20 protein-coding genes are annotated in these 19452 nt (G+C 60.5%); 1 reads left to right on the forward strand and 19 read right to left on the reverse strand.

Going from position 1 to position 19452, the window contains the following annotated elements; genetic code table 11:
- Window positions 1–100: 100 nt before the first annotated feature.
- From U0177_RS16420 to U0177_RS16465, 10 genes are all read right to left on the reverse strand, one after another.
- Window positions 101–457, reverse strand: a complete 357-nt coding sequence (locus U0177_RS16420; RefSeq protein ID WP_409571734.1) for a hypothetical protein — start codon at window positions 455–457, stop codon at window positions 101–103.
- 4 nt (window positions 458–461) lie between these two features.
- Window positions 462–2270, reverse strand: coding sequence for an alpha-amylase family glycosyl hydrolase (locus U0177_RS16425; RefSeq protein ID WP_409571735.1), 1809 nt, complete (start codon window positions 2268–2270; stop codon window positions 462–464).
- A 100-nt stretch (window positions 2271–2370) separates the two neighbouring features.
- Window positions 2371–3264 carry a sugar ABC transporter permease gene (locus U0177_RS16430; RefSeq protein ID WP_409571736.1) on the reverse strand — a complete coding sequence of 298 codons (894 nt, stop codon included), beginning with the start codon at window positions 3262–3264 and terminating at the stop codon, window positions 2371–2373.
- A complete protein-coding gene (locus tag U0177_RS16435; protein ID WP_409571737.1) occupies window positions 3261–4202 on the reverse strand; it encodes a carbohydrate ABC transporter permease in 942 nt (313 codons plus the stop codon). The genes U0177_RS16430 and U0177_RS16435 overlap by 4 nt, the downstream gene beginning before the upstream one ends.
- A 72-nt stretch (window positions 4203–4274) precedes the next feature.
- The gene (locus U0177_RS16440) at window positions 4275–5708 is read right to left on the reverse strand and encodes an extracellular solute-binding protein (RefSeq protein ID WP_409571738.1); all 1434 of its coding nucleotides are present in this window, start codon (window positions 5706–5708) and stop codon (window positions 4275–4277) included.
- Between the two features lie 233 nt (window positions 5709–5941).
- Window positions 5942–7144: an ROK family protein gene (locus U0177_RS16445; protein ID WP_409571739.1), complete on the reverse strand. Its 1203-nt coding sequence runs from the start codon at window positions 7142–7144 to the stop codon at window positions 5942–5944.
- Window positions 7145–7168: 24 nt separating this feature from the next.
- Complete coding sequence (locus U0177_RS16450; protein WP_409571740.1) at window positions 7169–7540, reverse strand: response regulator transcription factor; 372 nt, start codon at window positions 7538–7540, stop codon at window positions 7169–7171.
- A gap of 342 nt (window positions 7541–7882) precedes the next feature.
- The gene (locus U0177_RS16455) at window positions 7883–8524 is read right to left on the reverse strand and encodes a response regulator (RefSeq protein WP_409571741.1); all 642 of its coding nucleotides are present in this window, start codon (window positions 8522–8524) and stop codon (window positions 7883–7885) included.
- A complete protein-coding gene (locus U0177_RS16460; protein ID WP_409571742.1) occupies window positions 8521–9690 on the reverse strand; it encodes a histidine kinase in 1170 nt (389 codons plus the stop codon). Before U0177_RS16460 ends, U0177_RS16455 begins: the two co-directional genes overlap by 4 nt.
- A 123-nt stretch (window positions 9691–9813) precedes the next feature.
- Window positions 9814–10857 carry a LacI family DNA-binding transcriptional regulator gene (locus tag U0177_RS16465; RefSeq protein ID WP_409571743.1) on the reverse strand — a complete coding sequence of 348 codons (1044 nt, stop codon included), beginning with the start codon at window positions 10855–10857 and terminating at the stop codon, window positions 9814–9816.
- Window positions 10858–11278: 421 nt separating this feature from the next.
- Here U0177_RS16465 and U0177_RS16470 point away from each other — a divergent pair, with 421 nt between their 5' ends.
- Window positions 11279–11971 carry a hypothetical protein gene (locus U0177_RS16470; protein ID WP_409571744.1) on the forward strand — a complete coding sequence of 231 codons (693 nt, stop codon included), beginning with the start codon at window positions 11279–11281 and terminating at the stop codon, window positions 11969–11971.
- A gap of 402 nt (window positions 11972–12373) precedes the next feature.
- Here U0177_RS16470 and U0177_RS16475 read toward each other — a convergent pair whose 3' ends face one another.
- The 9 genes from U0177_RS16475 to U0177_RS16515 all read right to left on the reverse strand — a co-directional run bounded on the left by U0177_RS16475 (window position 12374) and on the right by U0177_RS16515 (window position 18502).
- Entirely contained in the window at window positions 12374–12901 is a 528-nt protein-coding gene (locus U0177_RS16475) for a transposase (protein ID WP_409571745.1), read from the reverse strand.
- Between the two features lie 456 nt (window positions 12902–13357).
- Window positions 13358–13552 (reverse strand): hypothetical protein, encoded by a 195-nt coding sequence (locus U0177_RS16480; protein WP_409571746.1) that lies wholly within the window; start codon window positions 13550–13552, stop codon window positions 13358–13360.
- 100 nt (window positions 13553–13652) lie between these two features.
- Entirely contained in the window at window positions 13653–14117 is a 465-nt protein-coding gene (locus tag U0177_RS16485) for a hypothetical protein (protein WP_409571747.1), read from the reverse strand.
- On the reverse strand, window positions 14114–15262 hold the full coding sequence (locus U0177_RS16490; protein WP_409571748.1) for an ATP-binding protein: 1149 nt from the start codon (window positions 15260–15262) through the stop codon (window positions 14114–14116). Before U0177_RS16490 ends, U0177_RS16485 begins: the two co-directional genes overlap by 4 nt.
- Window positions 15259–15813, reverse strand: coding sequence for a DEAD/DEAH box helicase (locus tag U0177_RS16495; protein ID WP_409571749.1), 555 nt, complete (start codon window positions 15811–15813; stop codon window positions 15259–15261). Before U0177_RS16495 ends, U0177_RS16490 begins: the two co-directional genes overlap by 4 nt.
- Before the next feature lie 69 nt (window positions 15814–15882).
- Complete coding sequence (locus U0177_RS16500; RefSeq protein WP_409571750.1) at window positions 15883–16278, reverse strand: DEAD/DEAH box helicase family protein; 396 nt, start codon at window positions 16276–16278, stop codon at window positions 15883–15885.
- A 242-nt stretch (window positions 16279–16520) separates the two neighbouring features.
- Window positions 16521–16790 (reverse strand): hypothetical protein, encoded by a 270-nt coding sequence (locus U0177_RS16505; protein ID WP_409571751.1) that lies wholly within the window; start codon window positions 16788–16790, stop codon window positions 16521–16523.
- Window positions 16791–17040: 250 nt separating this feature from the next.
- The gene (locus U0177_RS16510) at window positions 17041–17244 is read right to left on the reverse strand and encodes a hypothetical protein (protein WP_409571752.1); all 204 of its coding nucleotides are present in this window, start codon (window positions 17242–17244) and stop codon (window positions 17041–17043) included.
- Complete coding sequence (locus U0177_RS16515; RefSeq protein ID WP_409571753.1) at window positions 17225–18502, reverse strand: hypothetical protein; 1278 nt, start codon at window positions 18500–18502, stop codon at window positions 17225–17227. The genes U0177_RS16510 and U0177_RS16515 overlap by 20 nt, the downstream gene beginning before the upstream one ends.
- Window positions 18503–19452 lie beyond the last annotated feature (950 nt).

Genomic DNA, 19452 nt, shown 5'->3' on the forward strand with positions numbered 1-19452 from the left:
GCGCCGCGCGCAGCTGCGCCAGCCGCAGATCGTCGGTCGCGAGCGTGCCAAACACAAAATCCGGCGATACGTTATCGGCCATGGGGCTGCCTCGGGCGTGCTATGGCTGCTGCGTGCTCGCGCGCGGCAGCGGCGGATCATAGGGAATGCTGACGAGCGGGAAGATCGTCCCACGATCTCTCAGGCTCAGAATGACATACACGGTATAGTCGCGCGGGCACCACCCGGGCGGGTGGCGGCCCTGGGCTACGTTGTAGCGGCAGAAATCGCCAACCCACAGCGGCCCGGCGCTGAGGATCTCGGCCGGCAGGGCGAGCCGCAGGCGCTGCGCGCGCACCTCGGCGGCCACCACGGCGCCCGCCAGCACAAGCGCCAGGCCGCACGCCAGCAGCGCCAGCAGGCAGCCGCGCCGCCAGCGCCCGGCGGCGGGCGCGCCATTCTGCTGGGCAGCGCGCATCGCCTCAGCGCGCGAGCTGAAAGATATACCCGGTGCGCGGCGCCAATTCCGGCAGCGGCGCGTAGCCGCTGATCGCGCCGCCCGCGCCGACGGTGAGCCGGGCGCCGGGCTGATCGCCCAGCAGCGGCGCGGCGCGGTATGTGCCGGGCGCGAGGTCGCTGGCCTCGAGCGAGAGCGTCGCGCCGCCAACCGCGTCTTTGCCAAAGTTCAGCACCACCAGCACCGTCTCGCCCGCGGCCTTGCGCACAAACGCGCTCAGCGCGGTACTGCTGCTTTTCAGCGGCACAAAGCTGCCCTGGGCCAGCGCGGGGTGCTGAGTGTGCAGGTGGATCAGGCGGCGGTACAGGTTCAGCAGCGAGGCCGGGTCGGCATTCTGCGCAGCGATATTCACCTCTTTGTAGTTCTTCTGCAGCGCCTCCCAGGGCTTGCCCGACGTAAAGCCGCCAGTGGTGTCGTCGGCGGCCCACTGCAGCGGGTTGCGGATCTGCTCGTCGGGCTTGGCGCCGAGCATGCCGATCTCCTCGCCGTAGTACACAAACGGCAGGCCAGGCAGCGTCAGCAGCGCGGTGGCGGCAATCTTGGCCTTGCCAACGTCGCCGCCGAGCGTCGTCATCACCCGGTTCTGGTCGTGATTGGTGAGGAATGGCGCCCAGCGCTGAAACGGCAGCTGGGCGTAGTTATTGGCGATGGCGATGGTGAAGCCCAGCGCCTGGCCGGTGTTCGCCGCGCTGATGATCTTGTCGCCGGCCTCGAAGGCGAAGTACTCGTCGAGCTGGTCGGGGTAGTACGGCAGCAGCACGGTCGGGCTCGCGCCGAAGATTTCGCCAACCGTAAACGTGCCCGGCTTGGTCTGCTGCAGGAACGCGCGGTAGCCGCGCAGCCAGGCGTGCGTTTCGCGCGTGCCCTCCTGCAGCGGGCCATCCTCGATCAGGTGCTTGATCGCGTCGAGCCGGAAGCCGTCGGCGCCCATGTCATTCAGCCAGAACGCGCTGATCTTCTGGGCTTCGGCGGTGACGGCCGGGTTGCGATAGTTCAGGTCGGGCATGCCTTCCCAGAAGATGCCGTAGTAGTACTCGTTGCGCACCGGCGACTGGTGCCAGCCTTCGCTGCCCCATGGCGTCTGGTAGTCCGGCTTGTCCTTCGACCAGAGGTACCAGTCGCGGTAGGGCGATTCGGGGCCTTTGAGCGCGTCTTTGAACCAGGGATGCTCGCTCGACGTGTGGTTCAGCACCAGGTCGAGGATCACCTTGATGCCGCGCTTGTGCGCCTCGGCCACGAGCCGCTTGAAGTCGTCGTTGGTGCCGTACTCGTGGTTCACGTTGTAGTAGTCGGTCACGTCGTAGCCGTGGTAGCTGGGCGACTCCATGATCGGCATCAGCCAGATGCACGTGGCGCCGAGGTCGCTCTGCGACTTGGGGTTGCCGTCGTTGATGTAGTCGAGCTTCGCGATCAGGCCGTTCAGGTCGCCAATGCCATCGCCGTTGCTGTCGTAGAACGAGCGCACAAACACCTCGTAGCATACGGCGTTATCCCACCATCCGGCCTGCAGCGCGAATGGCGTGGCCGTAGGCGCGGCGGTGATCGTCGGCGCCTGGGTGGGTAGGTCGCGCGTGGGCGTGGCCGCCGGCACGGCTGTGGCGGTGGCGGGCACGGCGGTGGCTGTGGCGGTGGCGGGCGCGGCGACTGTGGCCGGGGCGGGCGCGGCGACTGTGGCCGGGGCGGCTGTTGGCGCCGTGGCTTGCTGGCCGGCGCATGCGGCCAGCAGCAGGGTGAAGGTCAGTGCCAGCGCGCGCAGCCTGGTGGTACGGGTCATGGTATTCTCCGATCTGAGCAGGTGGCGATACGTGCTGGCATAGTTATATCACAGGCGCCCGGCGCGATCCTGCTGCGGCGTCACACAGCGCGGCCAGCCGCTAGCCCTTAAGCGCGCCCTTGGTAAGGCCCTCGACCAGGAAGCGCTGCGCCAGGAAGAAAATCAGCATGATCGGCAGCGAGCCAAGTACCGCCGCCGCGCAGAACTGCGTCCAGTTCGTGTTGAACTGCGTCGAGAACAGCCGCACGCCCACGCCCAGCGGGTAGAGCTTGGTGTCCGACAAAAACACGGTTGTGACGATATACTCGTTGTACACGCCAATAAAGCCGAAGATGAACTGGGCCACCAGCATCGGCTGCAGCAGCGGAAACAGGATGCGCCAGAATATCTGCCAGTTGCTCGCGCCATCGATCGAGGCGGCCTCGTCGAGCTCCCTCGGGATGCTGTCCATGAAATTCTTCATAAGCCACACCGCCAGTGCGCTGCCGCCGAAGCCGAACAGCAAGATCAGGCCGGTGAGCGTATTCAGCAGCCTCAGCATCTGGAAGCCGCGGAAGATCGCCACCAGCGAGCCGACGGTCGGCAGCATCTGGATGATCAGCAGGATCAGGATGCCGTAGCGCCGCCCGGCGAAGTTCAGGCGCGAAAACGCGTAGCCGGCAAATGTCGCCAGCATCACCGAAACCGCCGCGCTGACGCCGCCGAGGATCAGGCTGTTGCGCACCCACAGCGGGAACTGGCTGCTCAGCAGCTTGGTGTAGTTCTCGAGCGTCAGCTTCTGCGGGATCAGCGTCGGGCTATACAGGCTGTTGCCGCCGCCCTTGAGCGAGTACAGCACCACGTACATCGTCGGGAAGAGCGAGACCAGCGTGATCACGATCAGCGCGATGCGCACGGCCCACAGCCCCAGCGCCTGGCGGAAGCGATACGACTCGGTCAGCGAGCGGCGTGGCGCAGGCTGCACCGCCGCAGTCGGTTGGGTTCCGCTTGTCATCGCTCTGCCTCCTTGAACGACCCGGTGACAACCGCGTTGAAGATCGTCAGCGCCGCCAGGATGAAGAAGATAATAATGCTGTAGGCCGCGTTCAGGCCGTACAGCCGCAGCTGGAAGATCAGCTTGTAGGCGTAGGTGGCCAGCGTGTCGGTGGCGCCGTAGTTCGCGCCGGGGTAGGCCAGCGGGTTGCCGTTGGTGATCAGGATGATCACGCCGGCGTTGCCGAACTGGAACGCCAGCTGCGTGATGATCAGCGGCGTGATCGCCGAGAGCATGAACGGCCAGGTGATCGCCTTGAAGCGCTGCCAGCTGCTGGCGCCGTCGAGGTCGGCCACCTCGTACAGCTCGGCCGGGATGGCCTGCAGCGCCGCCAGGCACACCGTCATGAAGAACGGGTAGCTCAGCCACAGGTTGACGATAATCAGCGCGACGCGTGCCGGGCCGGCGCTATTGAGCCAGTTGATCCGGTCGATGCCGATCGCCCCGAGGATCAGGTTCAGCGGCCCCTGAGTGTTGTAGATGCCGGCCCACACCTGCGAGGTCAGGATAAACGGCATCGACCACGGGATGATCAGAATGGTGCGGTACAGGTTGCGCTCGCGCAGGCGCGGGTTGTTCAGCATCATCGCCAGGCCCATGCCGACGCCGACATTCAGCACGGTGCAGGCAAGCATCCACACGATCGTCCATCCCAGCACCGGGAAGAACGCGCTGCCGGTGGCGAAGATCTGCTTGTAGTTCTGCAGGCCGGCCCACTGAAATTCGAGGAAGTGAAACAGGCTGTAGTTGGTGAACGAGATGTAGACGGTGTAGAGGAATGGCAGGATGATAAACAGCAGCGTCGAGACGAGCACCGGCGCAAGGTAGAGGTACGCCGACCAGTCGGTCGGGTGCGCGCGCGGCGCTCGGGCAGCTGGGACAGCGACTTTGGCGGCCATATCAGCCCTCCTCTCGTGAGCAGGCCTGGGCGCGACAGCAGCGCCGCGCCCAGGCCCGTGCGGATACTAGGCTTACTTCGTCTGCTCGATCGCCGTCTTGATCTGGGTCACGGCGTTATCGAGCAACCCCTTGACCTGATCGTCGGGGGTGTTGGGCGGGATGATCGCGTCCATGGCGTCGCCCCACGGCTTCCACACGTTGCTCATCGCCGGGATGTTCGGCATGGGCACGCCGTCGTCGGCCTGGGCCTTCCACACCGGGATGTTCGGGTTGGCCTGCACCTCCGGGCTCTGCACGGCGCTCGTGCGCACCGGCACCTTGATGAAGCCCTTGTACTGCTCGATTGCGCTGGTGGTGCAGGTGGCAAAGCTAATGAAGTCGAGCGCGGCGTCCTTGTTCTTGCTGAACGCGCTGGCGCCGTACACCTGCACGCCGAGGAACGGGCGCATCGGCTTGCCGTCGGGCAGGCTCGGCAGCTTGGCGACGCCATAGTCGATGCCGGCCTTCTTCAGCGGCGCCTCGCGCCACGGCCCGTTGATCGTCATGGCCAGCTTGCCGGCCTCCATCATGCCTTCCTGCGCGCCGTGCATGTTCGCCCGGTCGATCGCAACCTCGGGCAGAGCCGGCTGCTTCTTGTGGTACATATCGCGCAGGAACTCGACCGCCTTGACGCTGGCGTCGTTGTTCAGGCCAATATCGTTGGTGTCGAACTTGCCGTTCTCGTACTTGAAGATGTAGCCGCCGAAGCCCATGAAGAACGCGCCGGCGTGGTACTGCTCGAGGATCGGGAAGCCGAAGCCGTACACGTCGCCCTTGGTCTGATCCTGGGCGATCTTCACGAACTCATCCCACGTCTTGGGCGGGGTCGGCACCATGGCCTTATTGTAGATCAGCGCGACCGACTCGACGAACAGCGGCAGCGCGTAGAGCTTGCCGTCGACGCGGGCGGCGTCGAGCGCGGCAGGGATGATGTCGTCCTTCTCCTTGATCGCGCTATCGGGAACCTCGAGGGCGATCTTCTGAATCGCGAACTCGCCGATCCAGTCGTGGGCGATCGGGCCGTAGACATCGGGGCCTTCGCCGGCTGGCGCGGCGATCGACATCTTGGATTTGAAGTCGGCGTCGGGCACGGTTACAAGCTCGACGGGCGAGCCCGAGGCTTTGGTGTAGGCTTCGGCCACGGCCTTGATCGAGGCGTAGTCGGGGTCGCCGTCCTTCGAGCGCGTCCAGAAGACCAGCTTGTCGATCTTCGGGCCGCTGACGGCGCAGTTGGCTGCGCCACCAGCCGCCGCCGGGGCAGCGGTGGCCTCGGGGGCCTTGGTGGCCTCGGCTGCCGCCGGGGCCGCAGTGGCCTCGGGGGCCTTGGTGGCCTCAGCCGCCGCCGGGGCCGCAGTGGCCGCAGCGGCAGGCGCCGCCGTGGGCGTCGCGGCGGTGCCGCCACCGCAGGCCGCCAGCAGCAGCGCCATCAGGCCGAATAGACTGAACAGCTTGAGCATTCGTTGCATACCAGTCGCTCCTTTGCTTGAGAATCTGTCTGAAAAGGGTGGTTTGGAGGGACTTCGTCACTCCAAATATCCACTTTTTCTGGCGGCGTGGCGGCCACATCGTGGCCGCCACCCGCCAGTAGAAGCGAGGGGCACAGCCCCTCGCGCACCCCTTTCAAACAGGCTCTGAGGAAATTATCTACAATTCTGACGAACCAACGGCGATAAGCCAGCGTTGCCGATGAAAGGCGCTATCACCCCCTTTCCAGCGCGCCAAAGGCGCCGCGATTGTCGGCCGCGGGCGTATCGAAGAGCTGGCGCAGCATCAGCGCGACCCCGCCCAGCGCGATTGTGTCGTCGCCCAGGCCGCCCGCCACGACGGCGACCGCGTCGTCGGCGGTGCCGCAGCGGCGGCGTACGGTCTGGCGCACCGCGCGCAGCAGCTCGTCGCTGCCGGCCAGCCCGCCGCCCAGGATCACCCGGCTGGGGTTGATAATGCTGAACAGGCTGCTGATCGCCGTGCCAAGGCTGGCGCCAGCGCTGGCGATCAGCTCGGCCGCGCGCCGGTCGCCAGCGCGCGCGAGCCGCGGCAGGTCCTCGAGCTGCGGGCAATCGAGGCCAAGCGCGCGCGCGCGCGCCAGCAGCGCCCGTGCGCCGGCTACCGCCTCGAGGCAGCCGCGCCGGCCACACACGCACGGCGGGCCGGCCTCGTCGACCACCAGGTGCCCGATCGCGCCGGCCGCGCCCAGGTGGCCCTGGTACAGGCTGCCATTGATCACCAGGCCGCAGCCGATGCCCGCGTCGCCGACGTGGACATACGCCACATTCTGGCCGCCGCGGGCGGCGCCCGAGCGCATCTCGGCCAGCGCGCCCAGGTTGGCGTTGTTCTCGACGCACACACGCAGCCCGAGCGCCTGCTCGAGCGCGCTGCGCAGCGGCGTGTTGTGCCAGCCGGGCAGCAGCGCCGGCACGATCAGCCTGCCTGGCGCGCTTGCCAGCCAGCCTGGCGCGCCGACGCCGACGCCAACGATCTGCTCGCGCGCGATCTGGGCTTCGGCCAGGCACTGCTGCACCAGTGCGGCCATGCGCGGGATGCCAACCGCCGGGCCGGCGGCCAGCGCAAATGGCTGCTTCGTGCGCCACAGCACATTCGACGCCAGGTCGGCCACGAGCAGCCGCAGCGCGGAGCTATCGATCTCGACGCCGAGCAGGTAGCTCGACTGGTAGTTGAGCTCGATCATGATTGGCCGGCGGCCGCCGTGTGAGCTGCCGACGCCGGTCTCGCGCACGAGGCCAGTCGCCAGCAGCTCGGCCACAATGCTCGAGATCGTCGAGCGGCTGAGCTTGCTGCGGCGCGCAAGCTCGGCGCGCGAGATGCGCTGCTCCTGGCGCAGCAGGCTCAGCACGATGCGCTCATTCATGCCGCGCATCAGCGCGAGGTCGGCTTTCGGCTGCATTGGTATCGTTCCGGTAAGCACGGCCTACTGAACTCCTACATCGATTCCCAGGGCGGCCAAGAGCCGCTCGGGCGGGCCGCCCTTCAGCACCAGCGCCTCGGCGCCAGCGTCCAGCGCCTGGCTGTGCTCGAGGGTATACATCGTAAGCAGCACCACGGCGACGCCAGGCCACTGCTGCTTGATCCGGCGCGTCGCCTGCAGGCCGTCGAGAACTGGCATGTGCACATCCATCAGCACAATATCCGGGCGCTGCTCGGCCACAAGCCGCACGGCCTCCTGGCCGTTGGCGGCTTCGCCAACCACCGCAAGCTCGGGCCATGTCGCGAAGAGTGCGCGCAATCCTTCGCGCGCGCGCGCGCTATCGTCGGCGATCAGCACTCGTACTGGGTGTGCCACTACCGCCCCCCTGCACCTACCATTGGGGTGCGCGATACTCAATGCTGCTGCGGGCGCTGCCGCCCGCGCCGCGATCAGCAGCGCGGCAGGTATGAGCGGTAGCGCCCAAAATCCCCGCCTGTGCAGCCGCCGGCCACCACGAATAGGGCCGCCAGCAGCCAAAAAAGGGCATGGGGAAGCTACTCGGGCGAGGCGATGCCTTGCCGAAGCCTACTGCATAGCTTGCCGTATTGATCGCAGGATGGACTAAGTATGCTTCTTGCGGGGGACTTTGTCATCACAAATAATGAGCATTGGCCATACCCAAAAATGCGAACGCGCGCATACCACAAAATAGGAAGATCAAGCCAGGCCCTCGCGCACTGCGTACAGCGCGGCCTGGGTGCGGCTGGCCAGGTGCAGCTTCGCCAGAATATGGCTCACGTGCTTGCCGACGGTCGCCGCGCCAATGCCCAGCGCCACGGCTATCTCCTGGTTGCTCTGGCCCTGCGCAATCAGGCGCAGCACCACTATCTCGCGCTCGGTCAGCGGCTCATCGGTGGGCGGGCGGCGCGGGGGATGCGCCAGCTCGTGCAGCACCTTGCGCGCGATCGCCGGGTGCAGCGAGAGCTCGCCGCGGTGCACGCGCTTGATGGAGTGCAGCAGCTCGGCCGGGCCGAAATCTTTGAGCGTGTAGCCCAGCGCCCCGGCGCGAATTGCTGGAAAGACTTTGTCGTCGGCCTCGAAGCTGGTGAGCACCAGGATGCGCGCCGCAGACTGGCAGGCGCGGATCTGCTCGATCGCGGTGATGCCATCCATCCTCGGCATGGTCAGGTCCATTAGTATCACATCCGGCGCGAGCCGGCGCATCTCGGCCAGCGCCTCGGCGCCGTCGCTGGCCTCGCCCACAATTTCGATCTCGGGCTCGGCGGCAAGCAGCGTGCGCAGGCCGGCGCGCACCACCAGGTGATCGTCGACAATCAGCAGTCGTATCGGTGATGTCATACTCCGATCTCCACATGCAGCGTGGTGCCGGTGCCCGGCGCGCTCTGCAGCGCCATGGTTCCGCCCAGCTGCGCCACGCGCTCGGCGATGCCGCGCAGCCCCAGGCCGCCGCTTTCGCCCACGCCGCCGGGCACGAAGCCCACGCCGTCGTCGGCGACCTCAAGCACGATACGGCCGGCGGCCTGCTGGATCCGAACCGTGATAGTGTGGGCGCGGGCGTGCTTCAGCGCGTTGTTCAGCGCCTCCTGGCAGATCCGGTACAGCGCCTGCTCGGCCGCCGCCGGCAACGCCCCAAGCTCGTCGGCCAGCAGCCTGGTCGAGAGCGTGGCGCGGCCCTCGACCGCGTTGAGCCGGGCTTGGACGGCGGCAACCAGGCCCACCTGCTCGAGCACCGGCGGCCGCAGATCGAAGATCAGCAGCCGCATCTCGTCGAGCGCCTCTTGCGCCGTGTCCTGCAGCGCCCGCAGCGCCTCGGCGACGCTGGCTGCCTCGCCCAGCGCGAGCAGCCGCCGCGCTCCCTGAGCGTGCAGCGTGACGCTGTAGAGCGCCTGGGTTACCGAGTCGTGAAGATCGCGCGCCAGGCGCTGGCGCTCTTCCAGCACCGCCTGCTCTTGCGCGGCGGCCAGCTGCTGCTGCTCGATTGCGCGCGTATGTTCCTCGACGCGCTGCTCGAGGCCCTGCGCAAGCCGCGCCTGCTCGTTTGCCAGCGCCAGCACGTTCGCGCTGGCCCGCAGGAAATCCAGCTCCTCCTCGCCGAAGCGGCGGCTCGCGGTCACATCGACGCCCAGGCTGCCGAATGGCGCACCCGGGCCGGGTATGGCCACATACGCGCTGCTGACAATCCCCGGCTGCGCCGGCGCCGGCTGGCCCGGCGGCCGGCTGGCCCAATCAAGCACAATTGCAGGGCTCGTGCCACGCGCCGCCGCGCCGCTTGGCGTGGCCGGCTCGAGCGCCGTGGTGAGCCCCGCATCGGCATCCGGCCAACCGAACCCGGCCCGCAGCACCAGCGAGCCGCGGTCGCTGCTTGCCTCCCAGATGCTGCTGAATGGCACCGCCAGCGTTTGCGCCACCAGCTGCGCAGCCTGGTGCATCAGCACGGGTGGCGGGCTGTTGGACAACACCGCCTGCGTCAGCTCTACAATTGCGGCCTGATGCCGAGCGTACATGCTCAGCTCCTTTCGCATCGCGATTGAAAAGCGGGCAAACCACCAGCAGCCTGAATGCGCCTGATCAATGCGAATGAGCCAGGCTCGCGCTCTCGCCCCGCTTTCAAAATGTACGTGCTGAGTTTATACCGAGGCCCGCTCGATCAGCGGGCAGGCGATCGTCCACTGAACCGGGGTAGGGTGCGCGCCCTCGGCCTGGCCGCTGGCCTGATCGAGCAGGTACTGCACGGCCCACTGGCCCATCGCGTAGTGCGGCAGCTCGATCGTCGTAAGGGTCGGGCGCAGCTGAGTTGCGATCACCTCAAGATTATCGAACCCGACGATAGCGACATCGCCCGGTATGGCCAGGCCAAGCTGTTTGGCGGCGTCGTAGGCGCCCATGGCCATCGAGTCGTTGTAGCAGAACAGCGCGGTAGGCCGATCGGGCATCTGCAGCAGATCGAGCGCGAGGCGGTAGCCCTCGGGGGCCACCACCGTGCCAGCGCGCACCAGGTTCGGCTCGAACGGCACGCCGTAGGAAGCCAGCGCCTGCTTGTAGCCCTCAAGGCGGCCAAACATCGCCGGCAGCGGGCCGATCTCGTTGAGGAAGCCGATCCGGCGATGCCCCTTGCGCAGCAGCAGCTCGGTGGCCGAGCGCCCGCCCTGCACCTCGTCGGGCACCACCGAGGGCAGCGAGCGGTCGGCGGCGTAGCAGTCGAGCAGCACGGTGGGAACCTGCGCAAGTGCGGGCGGCGGCACAACCTCGCGGTGGTACATCGTGGCGTAGATCAGGCCCTCGACCTGGCGCTCGAGCATCATTTTGAGCCCGGCCTGCTCGATCTCGAGGTTATTACTCGTATTGATCACCAGGAGCATATTCGTATGCTCCCAGGCTGCGTCCTGCGCACCCTGGATGATCTTGCCGGCGTGCGATGATGTGGCGATCTCGTCGGAGATCAGGCCGATTGTGTGCGACGCGCGCATCCGCAGGCCGCGCGCCAGGGCGTTTGGCTGCCAGCCGAGCTCCTCAATCGCCGCCCATACCCGGTCGCGGGTTTCCTGGGGAATGTTGATGTTCGGCGTGTCGTTTACAACAAACGACACCGTCGTCTGCGAAACGCCAGCCGCGCGCGCGACATCGTACATCGAGGGCGGCTTGCGCCTGGTGCTTTTGCGCGATGTAGCCATGGCTCTCTCAAACTACAGCACTTACGCAGCCGCCTGCGGCATGGGCTTGTTCTGCCTGCGGCAGCGTGGCAGTGCGCTTTCTTTGGTGCTCAGAAGGTGGCGCTTTGCGCCACCTTCTGAGCACCATCCGTGAAAAAGTACCGCTCTGCCGAAGGCAAAAACGCGCACCGCGTACGTCCTGCCAACTACAACCATATAGGTAATAATTAGAATTATTAATTGGAATTACTATAGCATCAACACTTTCGATTGTCAAGCTCACCGCGCCTGCCCTCGGGCTTCGTGCAACGTCGGCCTCGCCCCACTCCCTTGATAAACGAAATTTCAGGGGCGACATTGCCGCCCCCGCGCACACCGTAAAGCAAGTGTTCTGCCGGATGTGGTATAAAGGGCAAGCACACAGAAACGGAGCATGTCGACGATGACGACCGAATCCCAACGCACACCCGGCACGCCGCCACTCCTTGCGGACCCCGTGCGGCGGCTTGTCTCGCTGCTGGATGCTTCTCGGCTCCGCTGGACGATCGGGCTGGCCAGCGTGCCTGGGGCGGGCAAAAGCACGCTGGCGGCGCAGCTGGCCGCCGAGGTCAACGCGCGCACCGCGCCCAACACGCTGGTTGCGCTCGGCATGGATGGCTTCCACCTCAGCAAAGCGCAGCTGCGGCAGTTGCCAAACGCCGCCGAGGCCTTTGCGCGGCGCGGCGCGCCGTGGACATTCGACACCCACGCGTTCCTGCGGCGCCTCCACGACCTGCGCGCCGCGGCAGGCCGGGCCGATATTCCCTGGCCCGGTTTTGAGCACGAGGTGGGCGATCCGGTGGAGGCCGCGTACGCGGTGCCTGCGTCCACGCGCCTGGTGCTCGTCGAGGGCCTGTACCTGCTCCACCGCGCCGACGGCTGGGAAGCGATCAGCGCGCTGTTCGACGAGCGCTGGTATCTTGATACGCCGCTGGAGCTAGCCCTCGAGCGCCTGGCGCTTCGGCATATGCGCGCCTGGGGTATGGCGCGCAGCGAGGCCGAGCAGCGTATCGCGAGCAGTGATCGGCTCAACGCCGAGCTGGTTCTGGGCAGCGCGCGCTTCGCCGATTGGCGCGTGCTCTGCCGGGATCAATAGCCGCTACATTATGATGGGTCGGCTGCGTCGCCCCAGCCGTGTATCGGCCGCCATACGGTCGTTACCGCTCGCCGGTGAGCGAGTATCGGCAGGGCAACTTGCAGGGCCAGCGCAAGAAAAGCCTGTACGACCAGCTGCCGCAAGCTCAATCTCGTACCGTGAGAAAACCAAATCACGTAAGTTCATAGATCCTAATTTCATTGTGCGCTGCCCAGCTTCGCCGGGCAGCGCACAATGAAACTGTGGTTTTGCAAAGGTAGGGTAGAGCTAAATGGGCCTTGATTTCGGGCAGACTCTGCCCTGCTGAATCTGCTCGACTATCCAGGCGATCGTTTTGCCCAAGGTTTCGCGGAACATCGCGCGACAGGACTCGCTGATGGTCGTCAGGCGTGCGTGAGTCCCTTACTGCGCAAGGTCGTGCCGCAACTGGGTCATCAAAGCGCTATACGCCAGGAACACGAGATACCTATGCCTTATCTGGCTCTCCCCGCTCCTGAGCTGACACGCGCCCAGGCCCACCTGTTGTTTTCCATCCCGATGGAAGGTCTCTGCCCCTGTCCAGCGCTTGCGATAGGTCTTGAGAATGCGATGGACTTCCCAATAGGTACGGTTGGTGATCAGCATCTTGCGTGGTTCGGCATCGCGCTGCTGCTTCCAGAGCTCCACGATTCGTATCACGTGTCTGATGCCTGGAATACGAATGCTCTTGGTGAAGTACCATTGCTCTTTGCCAGCGATGGTGGTCTTGCGGCGACACAATGGCTCTAACTGCGTCTTGACCCACTCACTCGCCTTCCAGTCTTTGCCATCGACGGTGATCGTGCGATTGAACTTCAGGTCGCCGACATATAACCGCTGGTTGCTGTCGATATGATTGAGGATCTCGGCATTGGTGAAGCAACTGTCGGTTGTCGCAACGTCGGTAGCCAATTGGCGCTGATAAGAGGCAACTCTAGCGCGTCTAGTTCATATAAAGAACCGAGGGCTTCGTGGATAATCAGCGGTTTTGACCTGATATGCGGCTCGAGCAGGACGACAAGCTTCGACACTTGCTCAAAGATGTTTTGATCGACCTGTAAGCACTCGCGAAATACTTCGGCTTCGAATGCTTGCATAATTGCAGCATCCTGAGCAGGTAGCGCAACCAATAGCTCCAAATTGGCATGTGACATCCACCCAAGCGCTGTACCAGTGAGATTTGCCGAGCCTACTAGGCATAGACTGTCGACGCGGTAATACCTGGCGTGCAAGTCGGGACGTAGCCACAGTGACGAATGCGGTCGGTCGCGCAATAACGGCCAGATTTCAAGTCGCTGACACCGGCGGCGATTTCTTCGGGACGCCAACGAGTAACACAGCTAATTGACACTGTATCAGCAACGCTAGCTAGAGCCACTGAAATGCACCCACTTTGATAAACAGGGCGACGAGCAGCATATCTCGTCGCCCTGTTTTGCAGAGTTGCTCCAACTGTGTGCCGAGCTTGATCAATCCTCGCGCTCCAGAAAGCGCCGCGCCATGCTGCCCCAACTGAGCGCGCCTGCTGAGCGCGGTTGCGCGGCGCACCGTCAGGCTGCTCATCTTCGTAGCGCCCAAGCCGAGAGTAGCAGCTTTAAGCCGTCGGCGGCGCGACTGAGGCGTTCGCGTAATGTCGCGGGATCGTCAGTTGCCTCTTCGCGTTCTAGAACAGCCAGAAGATGTCGATAGGCCGGATGTTCACTGTTGAGAATGATTTGAATGCCGCCACCTTGCATTTTGACCGTAAAAAAGGCGGTGGTATCGAGGCTAGCATGTGTGAACAGGTATTTGTAGCCCTCGGACACAGTGGTCGCAGCCAATCCCTGTGCTTCCTGTTCAGGAACACCTGATCGACCAAGGTCTGCTCAATCGCTTGCTGCCGCTGCTCAGCCGGTAATCCTTCGTCTCGATCGCTTTTGCCAACATGTCCTTCTTGCTGAAGAACACGCGTGACATCAGTAGCGACAGCTTCTGGCGCAGTGACATCATGGCGAGTGTGCTTCTCGGCACTCTTTTGCTGCGATTGGCGAGTCAGCCATTTGCGTAGCTCACTCAGGTTTGTACGGATGCGCTGGGCAATTTCGAGCAATGGAGCACGCGGATCTTCGTCGGCTTCCATTTCGTTCATAGCCTCGCGTATCGAACGCCCACCTTTGAGCAGGATATCGAAATCCAGCTTACTGGTTCGGCAAAGTTGCGCGCAGCCTGCTTGTTGTTAGTAACGCCGAATACCTCATCGAGCGCGGGCGGAAATTCCACTTCGATACCCCACCATCGCTCGACCGGATCATACTGAATCGTCCAAGACTGATCTAACTCTAACTCCCTATCGGCGCGCATGATTGACACACCTATATTTTTGGCGGCGTGCTGACCATGCGGTAGCGAGCCAGGGTTGCGGCCTGGCCGCGCTTCATTTTTCGCAACTGCAAAGCGAACCGTCACAGGGTGCTTTTTACCACGAAATTCGATCTGGTACGTCAGTTCATAATGTTCGCCGCCCCAGGCCTCGAACATTGGTTTGTTGTCGAAAGGCTCAGGGCAGGATGTACGAGGCATCAAGTAAAGCGGATCATTTGGCAATACATCGCGCGGTGTAAAGGTCAGGACTGGGCTGTCAACGTCAAAATCTGCCAGCACGATCCTGGTACGTCCATTGGCGATGAAACGCCGATACATACGCCCAACTAGCAACTCTGAGTTTTCAATGATCGAGCGCGCGGTTTTCCAGAAGATGCGATCAAGATTTGACCACACAACCAATGTTCCGGTGGGGCCAAAGTTATCGCTGACTTCGCGCCACAGCGATGGGATCTGGCGCGGTGCCGGCTCAGGCAGCTCGGTTTGCTGCTGCTTTTTGATCTGTTCAACATCCAAATAGGTGTATAACGCTTTTTCCGGGCCATCCTGCCAAGACCAGACTTCGACTTTGGTACATTGTGATATCGAGGCACTTGGCAAACCCATACCGAATTTACCCATGCCACGCTGGCGTTCGGGTGTAAGGTTAGTACCATTACCGAATTGAAGCGCGATCTTCAACACATCGGTATCCATACCTTTGCCATTATCCAATACGGCAACTTGGTAGATGCGCGGGCGCACACGTTCCTTTACCAGATCACGGCGTTCGGCACACAGCAGTTCAACTAGGCTGGCCCCCGCCTGAATGGAATTGTCGATCAGCTCGGCGATTGCGTAGGCGGCATTCTTATAGCCATTATCGCGCATAGCTTGGACGGCGAGGGACGCGGGTACAATGTCGTTGTTCATAGGTTCCTCCAAACGTCTTCCCAATTAGTGAAAGCATCAGACACCGCGCCAAAGCCTGGCAAATTGGCGTCAATGACGGTGACTATCTCGGCAGTGGCATTGCCACCAACTTCGTGGGCCACGCATTGCCCGACCAACCATTTGGCTGTAGAGCACCAATGATTTTGTCGGTCGAAAGAATGACGCGCGCCAGTCTGCGGCGCATCAAAGCCGGTCAGCACACCGTAGTTACACAGGATGCGTGGCTCATCAGAGGCAGCTTTGTAGGCAGTAATATGTTGTGTACGCTCGGCCGCCGGGGTTGCCCCGCTAATAGCGGCGGCGTGTAACCCGCGCGCACGCAGTACAGCTGCCAGCAGCTCGGCATGCTCAACTGAGGCGGCAAATACTAATAGTCGGTGATGCCGCAAGGCCAACCGCTCCGCTTCAAGCAGAATAATCAGGTTCCGCTGCTCGTCGTCGGCAAGGCGCTTCAAAATGGCGGAGGGAATATCCAGATCATGCTCAATGCGCCGCAGATCAGCGGTCGAAAGTTGGATGCTGTTGCGCAACAGCGAGCGGAACGTAGCCTGTGCAAGATAGCCATCAGCGATCAGAAAATCGACCGATTGATGTAGCCATCAATTTCCTAATACCACCTTGCGACTGCCGAAAAAAGCAGCCAACACGGCATCGGCATCGACATCGTTCCATGTCCGGCCAGGTGTCGCTGTCAACCCCAACAGTGCGGCGGTACGTCCTTGGGTTGCCAACGTGTTCAACACAAGCTGGTAGGTTTCGGCGATGGCCTGATGCGCTTCGTCAATCACGACTAGGGAGCAGCGACCAGCCAAATTGCTGATTAGCCCAAGATTATCCATTGCGGCGCGGTATAGCTTGGAGAGGCTGGGGCGACAATCGCCATCGCGGGCTTGGGCCAGATCTGGCGTATACCCACCCCAGTACCGTTGTACCGCCACAGCTCTGTCGCCCAGAGTATGCCACGCCTGCTCGAATTCCACCGGCAGCCTGTTCACACAGCTCCTCGCTATAGGCCAGCCAGATCACAAGCCCTGGCTCAGCGGCGCGTAGGTGGTCGGTGATGATATGCATAGCCGTGCGCGTTTTACCGCACTCTCCAGGGGTACATGCAACAGTACTCGGCGCGGTTTTCCGCCAACGCGGCTCACCTTGCGCGCGGCTTGGCGCGATGGTCGAAGAGAGGCAGTACAGCCGATATCTCACCCTGTGGAGGAGAGACAGCTCGTACCTCGGGCGTTTATGGCACCAACGCAAACAGATTGAACAGCGTCTGTTCGCGTTCGGAGCCACGCCGCAATGAGATATTGCGCAGCGCGGCGTAGACATCGCCATTGGTAGGCAAATTCAGGGCGCGTGCAATATGCTCGGCTTCGCCACGGCGAAGCAGATCTATTAATTGCGCCCGACACTGGAAATCCGCTAGCAACCCAGCCTCGCCACGCAGTTCAGTCAATAGTGTTCGCAGTCGCGCCGGCGCGACCATGCTCACATCAAGCAGCCGCAGCAATCGCAAAACCGGCGCGCCGAGCAGGGCTTGTAGGGTCGCGTCGTCGGCGCGAGAGGAGATCGGAGAAGCGCATGTAGAGTGTCTCTATTTAAGTGAGCCAAGGATAAACTTTATCCCACAACATATCGCAGATTCGCTCTGTTCTCAGAGTAACAACCTGCCTATTCCAAGAACCATCTATACCAATATTGACTATTGGAAGCATATGATGATTATACCCAGCTTTCTGGCATTTTTTGTGTCCTATCATCTAGTTGAAACCCCTTTTTCTAGCTTCTCGCTCCAAGCTTCCCAATAGAGAAGGATCTGTTTCAGCGAGATGACGATAATAGATCCACTTCTGAACCCATTGTTTGTTACCTGCCTTGGCATTGATCTCAACAGGTAACAATGTCAGATTACCAACACGCTGTTCATCGCCACTCCTATAGATCTCATCTCCCAATTGTTTCATTGAGGGTTTTTGAGGAGCAATATGTTTCTATACTCTTAAAGTCCCCAGATCGCCATTTTATCGGATCGAGATACGGATAAGTGTTCATTAAGCCTGCCTTCATTAATCCAGGCGTAATACTATCAGGAACTGTATCATGTGCCGCAACAAAAAGAGCAAACTTACATACTCTCTGAGAGAGATCGTATCGCAGTTCTTGTTTGGCTCTTATCATCCAATTTTGTTTGGTATCTATATTCTTCTTATGCAGCTCTTGTAGTAAATACCCTTTCAAATACGCACTATTCACATCAACATCACCACGTTCCCATGACATTTGTGATTGCAATAATCTTTCATATACAGCATCAAGACCTGTATTAGAGTAGGCGGCTCGCCATATAGTATAGAAGGCGCCGATCGCTCGACAGGCAGAGACAAACTCATAATCATAGCCTGGTTTTCCTCGGGACATAAGCGCATAAAAACGACTAAGAACGGTATTCGCCCGTACATGATTAGCATCCCTGAGATATAATACACATAGTGCTGCCTCTCTCCGATCAGATTCAGGAACCTCTTCCGTACCTGAAATTGATACTGAAATCTGTGGATCGAAGTCGATAACTTGCTCCCAATAGTTAGCTAAATCACTCATTCTTCGAATGAACTCCTCCCTCTTAGACTTAGTATCACATAGATCATACTGCGTCTTTAACCATCGCCTTTGTTTGCTAAATTGGTTTGGTAGTCCATTGCCATTTTGTACTAGTGCAAGGGTATTTAGAAATTCATTCGTAAGCTTGGTCTTCTCAGGAAAGGTAGAGCTGTTCTCGAAAAGCTCATCTACAGTGTCAAAATACTTCTTCGATAGTGAACCCTGGTATCCACCATCATCTTCAGCCTTATGGTGAACCAACGGCTTAAAAGTCTCTATTGCTGTTAAAGGCGTTCCTGTGGCATTAAGTGATTGAAACATGTCAAATGCGTTTTCTTCCGAAATAGGTGTAATAGTCGTAAAACAGCACCGCTCCAGTAAAAAGTGACAAAATGCGAAGAGCTGTACGATTGAGCAGACACTGCTCTCGATCTTAGTAACAGGAATTGAGATATTATTAACTATAGATGACATCTCAGGCCAATCAAAACTGCGAGTATCAAGGCGGGTGTTTGACTGTAGTATTTCCCGAGCAGTAGGGAAGTCATCTTTCTCCTGGTGTTTCGTGTTAAATTTCGTCGAGTCATGGGCATAGTAAACCTTATCAAGCCAATCATCCATCAATGCAAGATTGCCACCAATCAGAGAACTACCAGAAAAACGAAATGATGATTTACCTCTTCAATTAACCTGATTGCGGAGGCTATATACGATGCTATGTCGGATTTGGCAATTTAAAGACTCGCCGCCACTAACAGTCCGGTTATCATCTGCACCACGAATAATAATAGGCTTCCGTTTGGGCTTGCCAAGACGCAGATCGAAGAAAACTATGTCTAATAAGTTAACTGCTTTATGCCAACTTCTTCGCGTAACTCGTTGAACCAACCATCTTTTGGCAAATCTTTTGCGGCTTCACTTAATCTGCTATATACAAGACATATTAATAGTACAGCGTAGATATCCTTTGTTGACCATCAATTACATTGTCGATCCTTGGCGGCAGAGCGCGCGTTTCTTTCGGAGAGATAGTACCTTCGGAGTTATTCTCGCTTTACAAGAATGACAGTGCCCATAAAGCAGATCGTCTCAGGATCTTGCAGCAACATCTCGACACCTGAAAGATATCTTCCATTAGTTGATCAATATTATCTTTTCCCCAGCTATATTCTCGCTGATAAAGAGGAACATAATATGCAACACCGGGTCGCTCATAAAACTCCCAGATCGATTGTGCCATGGGACTAAAGAACCGCTGAATTATATATCAGTCATGATATTCTCCTTAAGTATTTCCGAATACTTATTGCAGAACAATCTAAATCATCGCTAAGAGATGCACGCTTATAAACTGAGGAAATACGAAGGCACCGAAAAAGATAAAAATTTTATCTTTAAATCGATATCGTCGAAAGAAATTCTCTTTGTTTAAATTTCCGACCAACACAAAGCGCCCAGAAGATATAGGCTTCGGGCGCTTGGAAGCATCATTACTTAGCAAATATTGATATGTATATAAAATAAACGCTCAGCGCAAGCCTGCCGAAGACTTGACAGGCTTACGCCGCAAG

This window comes from Kouleothrix sp. (assembly GCF_046328425.1).
In the GTDB taxonomy this organism is placed as follows: domain Bacteria; phylum Chloroflexota; class Chloroflexia; order Chloroflexales; family Roseiflexaceae; genus Kouleothrix.